This is a genomic window from uncultured Subdoligranulum sp. (genome assembly GCF_937890665.1).
The window spans coordinates 1-14,952 of sequence record NZ_CALADU010000021.1 but is presented as its reverse complement, the minus strand read 5'-3'; the positions used below and the strand labels follow the sequence as shown (position 1 = coordinate 14,952).

Annotated in this window: 9 protein-coding genes and 1 pseudogene; 5 read left to right on the top strand and 5 right to left on the bottom strand. The window is 48.8% G+C overall.

Annotation, left to right across the window (positions count from 1 at the left end):
* Positions 1–130: 130 nt before the first annotated feature.
* Positions 131–1,664, top strand: a pseudogene (guaA, locus tag Q0526_RS01155) (glutamine-hydrolyzing GMP synthase).
* A gap of 268 nt (positions 1,665–1,932) precedes the next feature.
* Here the strand turns inward: guaA and Q0526_RS01150 are convergent.
* The 4 genes from Q0526_RS01150 to mgtA (Q0526_RS01135) all read right to left on the bottom strand — a co-directional run bounded on the left by Q0526_RS01150 (position 1,933) and on the right by mgtA (Q0526_RS01135) (position 8,394).
* Positions 1,933–2,094: a hypothetical protein gene (locus Q0526_RS01150; protein ID WP_298730019.1), complete on the bottom strand. Its 162-nt coding sequence runs from the start codon at positions 2,092–2,094 to the stop codon at positions 1,933–1,935.
* 18 nt (positions 2,095–2,112) lie between these two features.
* The gene (gene mgtA, locus Q0526_RS01145) at positions 2,113–4,878 is read right to left on the bottom strand and encodes a magnesium-translocating P-type ATPase (RefSeq protein ID WP_298730017.1); all 2,766 of its coding nucleotides are present in this window, start codon (positions 4,876–4,878) and stop codon (positions 2,113–2,115) included.
* 346 nt (positions 4,879–5,224) lie between these two features.
* Positions 5,225–5,722 (bottom strand): winged helix-turn-helix domain-containing protein, encoded by a 498-nt coding sequence (locus Q0526_RS01140; protein WP_298730015.1) that lies wholly within the window; start codon positions 5,720–5,722, stop codon positions 5,225–5,227.
* 17 nt (positions 5,723–5,739) lie between these two features.
* On the bottom strand, positions 5,740–8,394 hold the full coding sequence (gene mgtA / locus Q0526_RS01135) for a magnesium-translocating P-type ATPase (protein WP_298730013.1): 2,655 nt from the start codon (positions 8,392–8,394) through the stop codon (positions 5,740–5,742).
* A 522-nt stretch (positions 8,395–8,916) separates the two neighbouring features.
* On the opposite strand from mgtA (Q0526_RS01135), the gene Q0526_RS01130 reads away from it, so the two are divergent.
* The 4 genes from Q0526_RS01130 (at position 8,917) to Q0526_RS01115 (ending at position 13,943) form a co-directional block, all read left to right on the top strand.
* Positions 8,917–9,600: a response regulator transcription factor gene (locus Q0526_RS01130; protein ID WP_298730021.1), complete on the top strand. Its 684-nt coding sequence runs from the start codon at positions 8,917–8,919 to the stop codon at positions 9,598–9,600.
* Positions 9,597–10,496, top strand: coding sequence for a HAMP domain-containing sensor histidine kinase (locus Q0526_RS01125; RefSeq protein ID WP_298730011.1), 900 nt, complete (start codon positions 9,597–9,599; stop codon positions 10,494–10,496). Before Q0526_RS01130 ends, Q0526_RS01125 begins: the two co-directional genes overlap by 4 nt.
* A gap of 110 nt (positions 10,497–10,606) precedes the next feature.
* Positions 10,607–11,275 carry an ABC transporter ATP-binding protein gene (locus Q0526_RS01120; RefSeq protein WP_298730009.1) on the top strand — a complete coding sequence of 223 codons (669 nt, stop codon included), beginning with the start codon at positions 10,607–10,609 and terminating at the stop codon, positions 11,273–11,275.
* 13 nt (positions 11,276–11,288) lie between these two features.
* Positions 11,289–13,943, top strand: coding sequence for an ABC transporter permease (locus tag Q0526_RS01115; protein WP_298730007.1), 2,655 nt, complete (start codon positions 11,289–11,291; stop codon positions 13,941–13,943).
* A gap of 80 nt (positions 13,944–14,023) precedes the next feature.
* Here Q0526_RS01115 and Q0526_RS01110 read toward each other — a convergent pair.
* On the bottom strand, positions 14,024–14,952 hold a 929-nt coding region (locus Q0526_RS01110; protein WP_298730005.1), incomplete at its 5' end, for a GIY-YIG nuclease family protein.

Sequence of the window (14,952 nt, the reverse complement as noted above, 5' to 3'; positions counted from 1 at the left end):
CCTGCCTTTTTGTATAGTTTCCTCGCGTAAAGAAGGCAAAAGATTTTTTGATCTGCCATCTGTTCAACAAGATGGCAGTATGCTATAATACATAGATAATAGGAAAGAAAAAAGAGAAGGGAGTACCTCCATGCAGCAGGAGACTGTCATTGTTCTGGACTTCGGCGGCCAGTATAATCAGCTGATTGCACGTCGCGTCCGTGAATGTAATGTGTATTGCGAGATCTACTCGTATCGCACGGACCTTGCTAAAATTAAAGCCAAGAATCCGAAGGGAATCATCTTCACTGGTGGCCCCAATAGTGCTTATTTGCCGGATTCCCCGACGATCGATCCCGAAATTTACACATGGGGTGTGCCCATTCTGGGAATCTGCTATGGCAGTCAGTTAATGATGCATATGCTGGGCGGCAATGTAACGAAGGCACCGGAACGCGAATATGGAAAAACTCTGGTTGATTTGGATACAAGCAGTCCTCTTTTCAAGGGTTTGCCGGCGCAAAATATCTGCTGGATGAGCCATAACGATTATATCGAAACGGCAGCCCCTGACTTCCAGATTGTTGCACATACACCGAATTGTCCGGTTGCGGCTGCGCAGGATTCGGCTCGTGGGCTGTATTGCGTGCAGTTCCACCCGGAAGTGCTTCATACCGAGAACGGCACGCAAATTTTGCATAACTTTGTTTATGAAGTCTGTGGCTGTGCCGGCACGTGGAAGATGGACTCTTTTGTGGAGCATTCTGTACAGGCACTTCGCGAGAAAATTGGTGATGGCAAGGTGCTTTGCGCTTTGTCTGGCGGCGTTGATTCCAGTGTGTGTGCCGCTATGTTGGCCAAAGCCATTGGGAAACAACTGACTTGTGTTTTTGTGGATCATGGTCTGCTGCGTAAAAACGAGCGGGAACAGGTCTGTGAAGTATTCGGGGTTTGACATTAATTTTGTCTGTGTGGACGCCCGTGACCGTTTTTACGGCAAACTGGCGGGGGAGACTGCGCCGGAGCGTAAGCGTAAAATCATCGGTGAGGAATTTATCCGCGTTTTTGAAGACGAAGCGAAGAAGATTGGCGCGGTAGATTTTCTGGCACAGGGAACCATCTACCCAGATGTCGTGGAAAGCGGTCTGGGCGGTGAGTCTGCAACGATCAAGAGCCATCACAACGTAGGCGGCTTGCCTGACTTTGTGGACTTTAAAGAAATTGTAGAACCTCTGCGGGATTTGTTTAAAGACGAGGTACGCCAAGCGGGCCGAGAGCTGGGCTTGCCGGAATACTTGGTGGCACGTCAGCCGTTCCCGGGGCCCGGTCTTGCCATTCGCATTATTGGGGATGTTACCCCGGAGAAGGTAGCCATTGTACAGGACGCCGATGCAATTTGGCGTGAAGAGGTTGACAAGCTGCCCATGGACCAGCGTCCCAGCCAGTATTTTGCAGCGTTGACCAATATGCGCAGTGTTGGCGTTATGGGCGATGAGCGTACCTATGATTACGCGATTGCTTTGCGCGCCGTTACGACTACCGATTTTATGACGGCTGAAGTAACGTTGCTGCCCACGGCTACCATTACTACGGCTGCTAACCGCATTGTCAATGAAGTAAAAAATATTAACCGCGTGCTGTTTGATTACACGACCAAACCGCCGGCTACGATTGAGTTTGAATAAGTAAAAAGTGGATATGAGAGCCTGTAAACCCGCATAAATACTGGGTTTCTGGATTTCAGATTTCCCCTTTGATAGCAGATTGATAGCACCCGTCAATTTCAGAGTTATTCTGGTGATTTGGGTGGCTTGCGAATACGCAGGATTTTTATTTCAAGAGAAAAGGTCTAACTGATTTTTGCTGATCAGTTAGACCTTTTTTATTTAATGAAACATCCATGCCAAAGGAAGCGGCTGTTTCTGTAAAGGGCACGATGTTCTGAAATGGAGGTTATGGGATGGAATCTGTTTTTTGAGGGGGCATACTCCAGAACACTACGTTCATTAAGACAACCACCAGTAAAACAACGATCATTCCGACCCAAAATCCCATATTAATTCCCCAAAAAGATGTGGTGCCCAACAAGTTCATCCAAAACATTGTCCAATTCATAGCAAACACCTCCCCAATTTATAGTAACTCGCCATAGTGCCGCACATAGGCTTTCTTTAGACTGGTGGCCAATACCATGTACAGCAGGATGCACGGAATTAAGTAAGCAAAGTAGGCGGCAGGTAGAGCTACAAATCCAAGCATTGCGCCAAAGGGGGTAAACGGAATAATGGTAAGTACTGCAATTCCCGTTATAGACAGAAGCGTCAGGGGGACGGAGGCGCGGCTCTGAATAAAGGGGAGCTTGGGGGTGCGGATCATATGGATGATCAACGTCTGGCTCCACATGGATTCCACAAACCAGCCTGCTTGAAATAGCCCAATATATTTTGCCTGCATCATAGCAAGTTCAGCTCCGCTGAAGTGGGCGGGCAGATCGTTGAACAGCACACCGCCGGAAATGAAGAGCGGACAGAATACAAAGTACATGAACAGGTAGGTGGTAAAGTCAAAGATAGAGCTGGTGGGACCGATCCAAATCATGAAATTGCCTACGCTGGAGGCATCCCATTTCCGAGGCTTTGCGATAAATTCCTCATCTACATTGTCCCAAGGGATTGCGGTACAGGAGAGATCGTAAATCAGATTTAGGAAAATCAAATGGACGCTCATCATGGGCAGGAAGGGGAGCAGTGCTGATGCGGCCAGCACAGAGAACATATTGCCAAAGTTGGAGGATGCGGTCATTTTGATGTATTTGATCATGTTGGCGTAGGTCTTGCGGCCTTCAATAATGCCCTGCTCCAAAACCATCAGATCCTTTTCCAGCAGGATGATATCCGCAGACTCTTTGGCGACATCCACAGCGGTATCCACAGAAATACCGATGTCGGCTGCTTTCATGGCGGCGGCATCGTTGATGCCATCCCCCATAAAACCGACGGTGTGACCGCATTCTCGAAGGACAGACACTACACGAGCTTTCTGATCCGGAGTCAGCTTGGCAAAAACATCGGTACTTTCGGCAGCCTTTGCCAACTCGGCGTTGCTCATATGTTCCAAATCAGACCCCAGCAACATATTTCGCACCTTTAATCCCACCTGTTTGCAGATGGTGCGGGTGACCTTATCATTGTCGCCGGTTAGGATTTTGGTTATGACACCGTGGTCCCGCAAGGCTTTGATGGCATCTGCCGTAGATTCCTTCGGCGGATCCAGAAAAGCCAGATAACCGATCAGAACCATGTCACATTCATCCTTGGTACCAAACGTACCCACGGGAGAGGGATTGCTTTTTTGCGCAATGGCAAGAACACGAAAACCTTTGTCATTTAAGTCGTCCACCGTCTGAAGAATACGTTGGCGCACCTTTTCCGTCAAAGGCTGAACGCTGCCGTCACATTCTGCGAAAGAGCAGATCGACAGCATTTCTTCCACGGCGCCTTTCGTCACCATCTGCGTTTTACCGCGTTTGTCTTGTACGACAGTAGTTAAGCGGCGGCGGGTAAAATCGAAGGGAATCTCGTCGACCTTCGTGTAATGTTCAGACAGATCGACCAGTCGGGAATCCTCATCCTCGGCTTCCTCGGTCTTGCGGATGATCGCCAGATCCATCAGGTTTTTGTATCCGGTCTGGAAATAGCTGTTGAGATATGCGTGGCGCAGGACACGGGTGTCGTCGTCGCCATTAACATTGAGATGATATTCCAAAACCACCTGATCCTGTGTCAGGGTACCGGTTTTATCTGTGCAGAGAATGTCGATTGCCCCGAAATTCTGGATCGAGTTGAGGTTTTTTACGATTGTCTGTTTCTTGCTCATGGACACTGCACCCTTGGCAAGGCAGGTGGTCACAATCATGGGAAGCATTTCCGGGGTCAGGCCGACAGCAATGGAAATGCCGAACAGAAAAGCACTTAACCAATCTCCCTTCGTAATGCCGTTTATGACGAATACCAGCGGCACCATCACCGCCATAAAACGAATCAGAACCCAAGAAACTGCGTTTACGCCTTTGGTAAAACTGGTTTCCACCGCATCTCCGGCAACAGCAGAAGCCATGGAACCGAATAGCGTATTGTCCCCGACGCACACCGTTACTGCGACCGCGCTGCCGGAAACCACATTACTTCCCATAAACGCAATGTTTGAATAGTCCGTTACACTTTCTTTCGGATCGCTTACATGGGACGTTTTTTCTACAGGCTCGCTCTCGCCAGTCAGGCTGGCCTGACTCACAAAAAGATCTTTTGCTTCCAGAATGCGAACATCAGCGGAAATCATGTCGCCGGCGGATAGATGCACAATATCGCCTACCACCAGCTCATCCATAGGAAGCTCCGCTTTTTCCTGATTTTTGCGGGTGACTGTACAGGTGGTGGTAATCATGGCCAGAAGCTTTTCTGCCGCATTACCGCTCCGAGATTCCTGCACAAACCGAAGCGTACCGGAAATTATGACCATGGTTAGGATAATGACTACCGTCAGGCAGTCAAAGTCTTCCGGCACACTGCCAAAAAGAGAATAGTACGGAAAAACCATATCGGTCATGGTAGATACCAGAGCTAAAAAGAACAGGATGGCGGTAAAAGGATTGATAAATGCGTCAGCCAACCGCCTTGCCAAAGATTTCTTCTTCTCATGGGTAACCTTGTTGCTGCCATATTGTGCACGGCTTGCGGATACCGCTTGTGCATCAAGGCCACAAAGTGTGGTGTGAAGCTCTTGCAAAACACCTTTGACCGGATTGGTTGCCGCGTATTCGATGCGGCGATTCTGTTCATCCCGGACTACGGCCTTCTCCGCAGCCTTACGGGCAGAAATGGAATTTTGTTTCTTGTACATTGGTCTTACCTCCCAGTATTGATATAGAGGCAAGTAGGAGTATATGAAGAACACAGACTTCCGATTTCCATATACTGACTACTCGATGCCTTCGGGGACTTCCATCGGAGTCCATGTCGTTCACCTCTCTTTTTTATGGAATATCTATAAAAACCGTTCTCTGCAGCGAACAGCCGCAGAGCGGATTATCTTTGTCCCAGAGAAACAGAAAAGCGGAATGTGCAGGATAAAATCAATTTGGGGCATGTGCGTCTTGCCGGTCAGCCTAACCAGTATAAAAAAATCGCAAGAAAAATCCCATGGTCAGAACCTTGCGATTTTCTTGCGATTTGGTAAGATTTTTGAATTATAGTTTGTCGTTGAATTTGTAGCCAATACCCCAAATGGTCAGAATATATTCTGGGGCATCAGGATTGGGTTCGATCTTTTTGCGTAGTTTTCGGATAAACGCCATGATATTACTGTCATCCAGTAAGTAGTCATTTTCCCACACTGCCTGATAGATTTGTTCTTTTGTGGACACCTCTCCGCGGTTGCGGGCTAGAAAGCATAGAATATCAAACTCCTTGGGCGTTAATGCAATTTCCTCGCTGTTCCGGCTTACCCTGCGCAATCTTAAATCAATGGAAAGGGGGCCGCAGCAGAGGACGTCACTCCCCGATGCTGAAAAATCACCTTCCCCTAATTCCAACATAAGGGAACCGGCGGTTCCAGTCAGCAAATCTTTAACGCCTTCCAGCAGTTCCTGTGTGGAGGGAGTCTGTGGCGCAGAAGTTTGGAGTGCCTCTCGAAGCCACTTGACCAAGGAGGCGTCCAGAGAGATAAAACCAATATTCTTTTTCATTGCGGATTCCTCCTTCCTCAGAGTAGTTCATGGTACCGCCGAATGTACCACTGTTTGGCCAGTGTAACCCACAGCAGATAGCAGAAGACAGTAACCAGTAAAAATAGAAAATAGACTGGCGGTAAAGCCGTCAGGCCGATCCATGCGCCCATCGGGGTAAAGGTAAGGAATGTAAAAAGTATGGTGCCAAGTAGGGTGACCAGCATGACAGGGCCGGATGGTTGACTTTGCAGGAAGGGGATTTTTTGTGTGCGTAAAAGATGCAAGATCAGAATCTGCGTCCACATCGACTCCAAAAACCAGCCGGTTTGGAACAAAACGATAAAGTGCGACCGCGCTTCGCTGCTGGGTAAGGAGCCAAACGTGCCGCCGCAGGCGGTGGGGCACAACACAAAAAACAGGTAGGCGAAGGTAATGATGTCAAAAACGGAGCTGATCGGCCCAAAAAAGCGCATAAAGCGCCCCAATGTTTTGCCAGACCACTCAAGTGGCTTTTCGCAGACGGCCTCATCCACCGGATCCCAAGGGAGCGCGAGACATAAAATGTCGTACAGAAGATTCAACAGAAGGATCTGCAAAGCGGTCATAGGGAAAAACGGCAAAAAAACGCTGGCAATGACAATGGAGAATATGTTCCCGAAGTTTGAAGAGGCCGTAATCTTGATATATTTTGAAACATTGGCAAAGGCTTTGCGTCCCTCCTGAATGCCTTGTTCCAGAACAATCAAATCTTTTTTCAGCAGGACGACATCTGCCGCTTCTTTGACGGTCTCTGCCGCGGTATCCACAGAGATCCCCACATCGGACTCTACAATGGCCGGCAGATCGTTCATGCCGTCCCCTAAAAAGCCTACGGTGTGTCCATTGGCCCGAAGGGTTTGCACCACTTGCACTTTTTGCTTCGGTGACAATTCAGAGAAGACTGTCGTGCGTTCCAGATGAACCGAAATCTCGTTGTCGGTCAGATGTTCAAGTTCTGCACCCGTCAGAGTATGCGTAGTATCGATCCCTAATCTACGACAGATAGAAACCGCGGTCTCTTGATTGTCGCCGGTTAACACCCGTACACCGACATGTAACTTTTGCAGTTTCTCGATAGCAGCGGCGGCACTTTGTTTAGGCGCATCAAAAAATGCCAAATATCCCAGCAAGGTTAAACCATTCTCGCATTCCGGCGATATGGTTTCCTGCTTCGTCGTTTTATACGCAACGGCAAGAACCTTCATGCCGTCTTCCAGCATCTCATCCACAATGGCGTGGACGCTGTCATGTCCATGAATATCAATTTCATGACGTTCGGCTTTGTGCTCAATGGAACTGCATTTTTGGAAGACTTCATCAACGCTGCCTTTGAGAATCAAGAGATTCTCTTCTCCATGTCGAACCAGAACGCTGGCATACCTTCGCTCGTGATCGAAAGGAAGTTCGTCCAATTTTGGATGTTGCAGCTCCAATTCCTCATAATGATACCTTTGCGCTGGAAGCTCCCGATATTTTAGGATAGCATCATCCAGATGGTTTTGGACCCCCGTATGGTAAAGACTGTTCAAGTAGGCGAAATCTAAGGCTTTCTGGCATTCGTTGCCCAAAACGTCCATGTAATATTCCAGCGTGATTCTGTCGCCGGTCAAAGTTCCGGTTTTGTCAACGCACAAAACATCCATGCTTCCGAACCCCTGCATGGCATTGATGTTTTTAACCACCGTTTGTTTTTTGCCCATGGCCGCACTGCCTTTTGCCAGACAGGCATTAATGACCATGGGTAGCATTTCGGGCGTTAAGCCAACCGCAACAGAAAGTGCAAATAAAAAAGCGGAAAGCCAGTCGCCTTTGGTCAAGCCACAGGCAACAAACACGATGGGAATCAAAACGGCCATAAACCGAATCAGCACCCAGGCGATGGAATTGGCGCCCCGGTCAAACCCATTTTTGGGGCGGGACTCTGTTATGGGAAATCCACCATACACGGTATCTTTCCCGACGGCAAGCACAATACCTTCCCCGGTACCGCCAGTGATCGATGACCCCATAAATGCGATATTATGGTAGTCGGAATAGGAATGGGCCTGTCCGTAAATAAGGGTATCGGCATTTTTTTCAAGGATTGCGCTTTCGCCGGTAAGAACCGACTGAGAAACAAAAAGATCCTTTGTTTGTGTCAATCGAATATCTGCTGGGACGCGCTCGCCCGCAAACAGGCACACCTTGTCACCCACCACAAGATCTTCTGAAGATAGTTTGCGCCATTGCCCGTTACGGAGTACCAAGACTGTGGAAGAAACCATTTGGGTCAAATGATCGGCAATACGCTTGGCACGCATCTCTTGGATAAAACGTACAATGCCGCTGAACAGCAGCATACATACAATAATGGCCGCAGTGGTTATATTTCGACTGAAATTGGATGCCAGTACGACATCCGTTAAGAAAGAAACGGCAGCCAATACAAACAGGATAATGGTAAACGGATTGATAAAGGCCCGCCGTAAGCGATAGAACACTGTGTCGGATGCTCTGCCTGATACGACATTCTGCCCGTATTGGTTACGTTTTTCCTCTGCTTGTTTTTCAGTATAGCCTTGCTGCGGGATATGACAATTTTCGGATAATGTGTCTACGTCAATGTATGCGCAATCAAGGATACGCTGATGAGCAATGGGGTTGTTCTGCATGAACCTCACCTCGATATGTTTTGGGATTTTTTATTATATCACAAAACCGTTTGAAATCTCATTTAGGAAACCTTGCTTTTTTCTTGTTTCTCACCACGCTGCGAATTAAATCCTTGGGATACAAACTGGCTGGTTTAGAGGCGGCGGCAGAAGCTCGCGGTTCCATTCTTCTTGCAGAAGAATGAGGACATAAAAACAGGAAAGTGAATAGATAAAGCCCCCGCGAGAAGCTGCATCCCGTAGATGATGCCTAAACACAAGAAAAACAAAAAACGTGTGACCGCTGCAATCTGAAGAATAAAGAAAACGCCTATATCCTGTGAGAGATTCTATACGCAAAGCGGAGAGAGATTTTGCGAGAAAATCGTTAGGGTAGCAAAAAAGAAGCAAACATTATTTTCTTGTGGATTTGTAAAGGTTGTGTTTGCAAAAAGCGCTGGCACTGTTATAATCAAAAAGAGAATGGATTTGACGTTAGAACCATAGCAACCCCAGAAATTTGTTTTTATTGGAGCAGGAATGATGGAACGGATTTTTCTTCTGGAAGATGATGCTACACTCAGCCGAGGAATCGGTATGGCGCTCAGCGGACCCAATCGGGTGGTGACTTTGGCAGACAGTATGGTGCAGGCAAGGCAAAAGCTGGCGGAAATGCAATTTGATCTATTGATTTTGGACATCAATCTGCCCGATGGGAGCGGGCTTGATCTGCTGCGAATGCGGCGGGCGCAAGGGGATGCAACGCCAACGATTTTACTGACTGCTAACGACTTGGAAATGGACGAAGTTACCGGTTTGGAGGCAGGAGCAGACGACTATATCACGAAGCCGTTTTCACTGGCGATCCTGCGGGCCAGAGTACAGGCCCAGCTTCGCCGTGGCAGTGTGCAGGCATCTTCTCAGATGGAGGTCGGGCCGTTTCTTTTTGATTTTGAACGGATGAACTTTCGCAAAAACGGCATGGCAGTGGAACTGTCCAAAACCGAACAGAAATTGCTGCGGGTGCTGGTAGAAAATCGAGGCCATGCTGTACCTCGCGCCACACTGGTGGATCGGGTGTGGACGGATGGTGCGGAATTTGTGGAAGAAAACGCTCTTTCGGTAACGGTCAAACGGCTGCGCACAAAACTAGAAAAAGACCCCGCCAAACCGGAATATCTGAAAACAGTGTATGGTATCGGTTATATCTGGGCGGTGAAACCATGATCGGGTACATTGTGGCAGGGAGCGCATTACTGGTGGCGCTGGTCATTGTGGCGGTTGACCGCTGGAGGACCGTCCACACGATAAAGCGTTTGGATGCCATGCTGAATGCTGCTTTTAACGGACATTTTACAGAAGAATCCTTTGACGAGAGCCGAGTTTCTGCGCTGGAAAGTCGGTTGGCGCGCTATTTGACAGCCAGTGCATTGTCAGCACGGAAAGTGCAAGAGCAGAAAGATCAGATGAGTACTTTCATCTCGGATATCTCCCATCAGACAAAGACACCGGTAGCCAATCTACAGCTTTATACCCAACTCCTTGCGGAACAGCCGCTTACGCCGCAGGGGGCGGAGTGTGCTCAAGCGATTTCTGTGCAAGCGGACAAGCTCCAAAACCTGATCGAAGCGCTGGTGAAGACCTCTCGGTTGGAAAATGGAATTCTGACGCTGCATCCAGAAACATCGGAGCTGGCCTGCGTGGTGGAACGCGCAACAGCGCAGTATGCGCCCAAAGCAGCGGGAAAAGGGCTTGCCCTTACGGTTGAGTCAACAGAAGGGAAGGCTGTTTTTGACCCAAAGTGGACAGAAGAAGCACTATGTAATCTTCTGGACAATGCGGTGAAGTATACCCCTGCCCAAGGGCGTGTGACCGTAGAAGTGAAAAACTACGAAATGTTCTCCGCTATTCAGGTTGCGGACACGGGGCCGGGGATTTCGGAAACAGAACAAGCTAAAATTTTTCATCGCTTTTACCGCAGCGCCGGAAACTACCGGGAAGAAGGTGTAGGAATCGGCCTTTACCTCGCCCGTCAGATTGCAGAAAAGCAGGGCGGGTATCTGAAAGTGGAGAGCGCGGTGGGGAAGGGCAGTACGTTTTCGCTGGTTCTTCCACGGCCTTAAAGCAATTCTGTCAGAACTATCACATTCTCGAAAGTGCAAGGACAGATTCGTATGGTAAAGTCTGTATTGTCAAAAGACGATACAGACTTTTTCGTTGGGAGGAAACGGAAATGACAATCCTACAAACCAAGGATTTGAAAAAGTATTACGGCTCTGGGGATACGCAGGTAAAAGCGTTAGACGGTGTAAATTTGACCATCCGGCAGGGGGAATTTGTGGCGATTGTAGGTACTTCTGGTTCCGGAAAGTCCACCTTGCTCCATATGCTGGGGGGACTGGACCGGCCTACTGCGGGCACCGTTTCGGTGGACGGAAAGGATATCTTCACACTGAAGGACGAGGCGTTGACCATTTTCCGCCGCCGTAAAATCGGCTTTGTGTTTCAGTCCTTTAATTTGGTTCCTGTTCTCAGCGTGTGGGAAAATATTGTTTTGCCTATCCAACTGGATGGCAACAAGGTGGATGAGGCGTTTGTCGGGGCGGTGGTATCGGCCTTAGGGCTGGAAAAGAAATTGAAAAATCTGCCCAACCAACTTTCCGGCGGTCAGCAGCAGCGTGTTGCCATCGCAAGGGCATTGGTAACCAAGCCTGCCATTTTGCTGGCGGATGAGCCTACCGGAAATCTGGACAGTAAGACGAGTCAGGACGTACTGAGTCTAATGAAGGTGACTGGGCAGAAATTTGGTCAGACAATGGTTATGATCACCCACAACGAAGAGATCGCCCAGATGGCTGACCGCATCATCCGCATTGAGGATGGGCGGATCGTTGAACGATAAGGGGGCAACAGCAATGAAGGTATCCAATCACGGCTGTATTCGCCGATTGAGCATCCGCGCGCTGCTGTCCAACCGCACACGCAACATTGTGGCGGTATTGGCGATTGCGCTGACAGCGATGCTGTTCACTTCGCTCTTTACCATTGCTATGTCCATTAATGAAGGGATCCAACAGAACAATTTCCGGCAGGCCGGGGGATGTTCGCACGGCAGCTTCAAGTACCTGACGGAAGAACAATGTGAGGAACTGAAAGGGGATTCTCTGATCGAGGAATACGGTATCCGGCGCTTTTTGGGGATGCCCAGAGAGGTCCCTTTCAATAAATCCCATGTAGAGATCGGTTACTCCGATGCCAACGAAGCTCGTTGGGGGTACTGCAATCCCATAGAAGGTCGGCTCCCGCAGGAGGGAACCAACGAGGCGGCCACCGACACTCATGTACTGGAACTGCTTGGGGTGACGCCGGAGATCGGTGCGGAATTTACCATCACCTTTGACGTTGACGGCCATGAAACCACCCAGACCTTTACATTGTGCGGCTGGTGGGAGTACGATGAGGCAATCGTGGCCAACCACGTTCTCATCCCGGAAAGCCGGGTAAATGCCGTTTTGGCTGAAGTGGGAGTTACCCCGCCGGGCAGTGATGGCATGACGGGAAGCTGGAATTTAGACGTAATGCTCAAGCATGGTGCTCGCTCCATAGCCGCTGATATGGAGGAAATTCTGGCCAAGCATGGGTATCAGTCCGAAACGGCAGGGGACAACTACATTTCTATCGGTGTTAACTGGGGATATACTGGGGCACAACTTTCGGATAAGCTGGACCCCACCGTGGCGGTTATTCTTGTGGGGATGCTGGCCCTTATTCTCCTAACCGGGTATCTTATTATTTACAATGTGTTTCAGATCTCTGTGGCGGGGGATATTCGTTTTTATGGTTTGCTGAAAACGATCGGAACAACACCCCGGCAACTGCGGCGAATCATCCGCATGCAGGCGCTGATTCTCTCACTGGTGGGAATCCCCATTGGCTTGTTGCTGGGCTGGCTGTTGGGTGGTGTGCTCACCCCGACCATTACTGCGCGGCTCAACGGGGTGACGACAGTTGTCTCTGTCAATCCGGTTCTGTTTATAGGTGCAGCGATTTTTGCACTGGTAACGGTGCTGATCTCTTGCCGCCGTCCCGGCCGTTTGGCAGGCAAGGTGTCTCCGGTGGAAGCGGTGCGCTACACCGAAGGCAAGGAACTCAAACGAAAGCAAAGCCGCAGCGGTAAACGCGTATCGCTGCGATCTATGGCTTGGGCCAATCTGGGGCGCAGCCGGGGCAAGACCTTCCTGACGGTGCTGTCCCTGACCCTTGCAGTGGTGCTGTTGACGCTGACAGTGACCTTTACAGACGGTTTTGATATGGACAAATATATATCCAACTTCACTGCCAGCGATTTTATTCTGGCAGATGCAGGACAGTTCCAAAGTGGGGGTGAAGCTTATAACGCTGAGATGGGAGTCCCGGAAGAAGTCATCAGCGCTGTGGAAGCACAGGGTGGCATCACGAGTGGCGGCCGGGTTTACGGAAAAACTGCGCCGGCGCAGGAGTTCGTTACCGAGGAATATTATCGCTCTATGTGGAGCCGTTGGAATACCCCGGAACAGTTGGACAGCATGGTGGCTTTTGTGGAGCGAATGGCAGATGGCCTGCTAGCAGACAGGGTGCAGCTTTACGGTATGGAGCCATTTGCTCTGGACCAGTTGACGGTGCTGGAAGGGGATCTTTCCAAACTCAACGAACCCGATGGGAACTACATTGCCGCCGTATATAGCACGGATGACTACGGCAACCCGATGATGGACAGCCACTGGGCTCGCTTGGGGGACACGGTGACCATTCGCTATGTGGAAGAATACGAATATTATGACCCTGATACCGGGGAGGTTTTCGGCTCTAGAGAAGAGGTGCCGGAAGGCGCTACGTATGCTGAGCGTGCGGTGCAGTACCGGGATGTTCGTTACACTGTGGCTGCTCTGGTAGAAGTCCCGTCTGCTTTAAGTTACCGTTACTATGGGGCCGATGAGTTTGTTATGGGGGCTGAAACGTTTATTCGGGATACCGGTACAGACTCAATCATGTACTATGCCTTTGATACTACGGAAGAGGCCAACGAGGCTATGGAAGCATTCCTTAAGGATTACACAGAGAACGTGAACCCGCAGTTTGATTATGAGAGCAAAGCAACCTATGCCGGGGAGTTCGAAAGCATTCGGAGCATGTTTCTGTTGTTGGGCAGCGCTTTGAGTTTCATTGTAGGGCTTGTAGGGATCCTTAACTTTTTCAACGCGATTCTCACCGGCATCACCGCCCGCCGCCGTGAACTGGCAGTACTTCAATCGATTGGTATGACCACCCGGCAGTTGCAAACTATGCTGGCGCTGGAGGGCTTGCTCTATACGCTGGGGTCTGCCTTGCTGGCTCTTGTACTGATTCTGGCCACAGCGCCCATTGTGGGGCCCGGCCTCAATGGAATGCTTTGGTTCTTTACCTATCATTTTACGATCTGGCCGATTATGGCAATTTTGCCTTTGTTTGCTGTTCTGGGAATTGCAATCCCAATGGTAACTTGCAGGATAACCCAGCGTTATTCGGTGGTGGAGCGCCTGCGGGTGGAGTAACGGAAAAATGCAAAAGGAATAATAGTATAGGAATAGGGCGCACTGCACAGATCCTCGCAATGCGCCCTATTTTTTACTGCTTAGTTAAGATTTTCTTCCTCAATGTCTTTGAGTGATTTGCGTTCAGCTGTTTTCCATTCAGTTCTTCCATTGGCATTTCTTCCCATTACTATTGCGGCAGCTAAAGAAGGACTGGTGAAAATGTAATCTTTAACAAAATGAAATGTAGAGTCGACAATTCCTTTTCCAATCAATTCGTTGCGCAAATGGTTTAGACTGTCAGGCATACTTGGAACAGTCGTTGTAGCGATTGCAGAATCTTTTAGTACGGCGAAGCCATCTGCTACAATTACACCCTTAGCGTCGGCGCCGCGAGCGGCTTGAATATAAAATAAGATTTTGCCATTTTGCTTCTTAACAGAACTGTCCTCGATTGTGTCAAAAATTTTATAGCCAAGAGTATTTACAAGCAATTTTGTATTGCTTATAAATTCTAACAGCATTGCTTCATCGTATTCTGAAATCGATGAACAAGTAGGAACAGTACTGTTTATTACTACAGAACGTCCGGCTGTTTTGGCCAAACCATAGAATTTGTTTTCAAGAAATTTTACGTGAGCCTTGTTCAATAAATTATCTTTACTAACTACAATAATGCAGTCGCTCCAATATAGAGAGTCTTTTAGATGCTGTTTTAACCTTGTAAGCATCTTTTCTGCCTCGCCTACATACAAAGTCTCTACATTGCTTTCGTCTTTACCAAGAAGAAAATAGACGCCTGTATTTTCAGAATCTGGACGGTTGGAGAATGCAGCCAATTCGTTTCGTGAGACTTTATATACGCGTCCGTTCCAATTGGAAAGTTCACACATAATTCGTCCATTAGGGTTACCGTCAAAAATGTACATCTGAATGGTTTTACTAAAAGACATCGTCATCACCATTATGGTTAAAAACTCAAACTTCGCACTTGAATAAGTGCATATGCACCTTGAAAATTCAATAATAA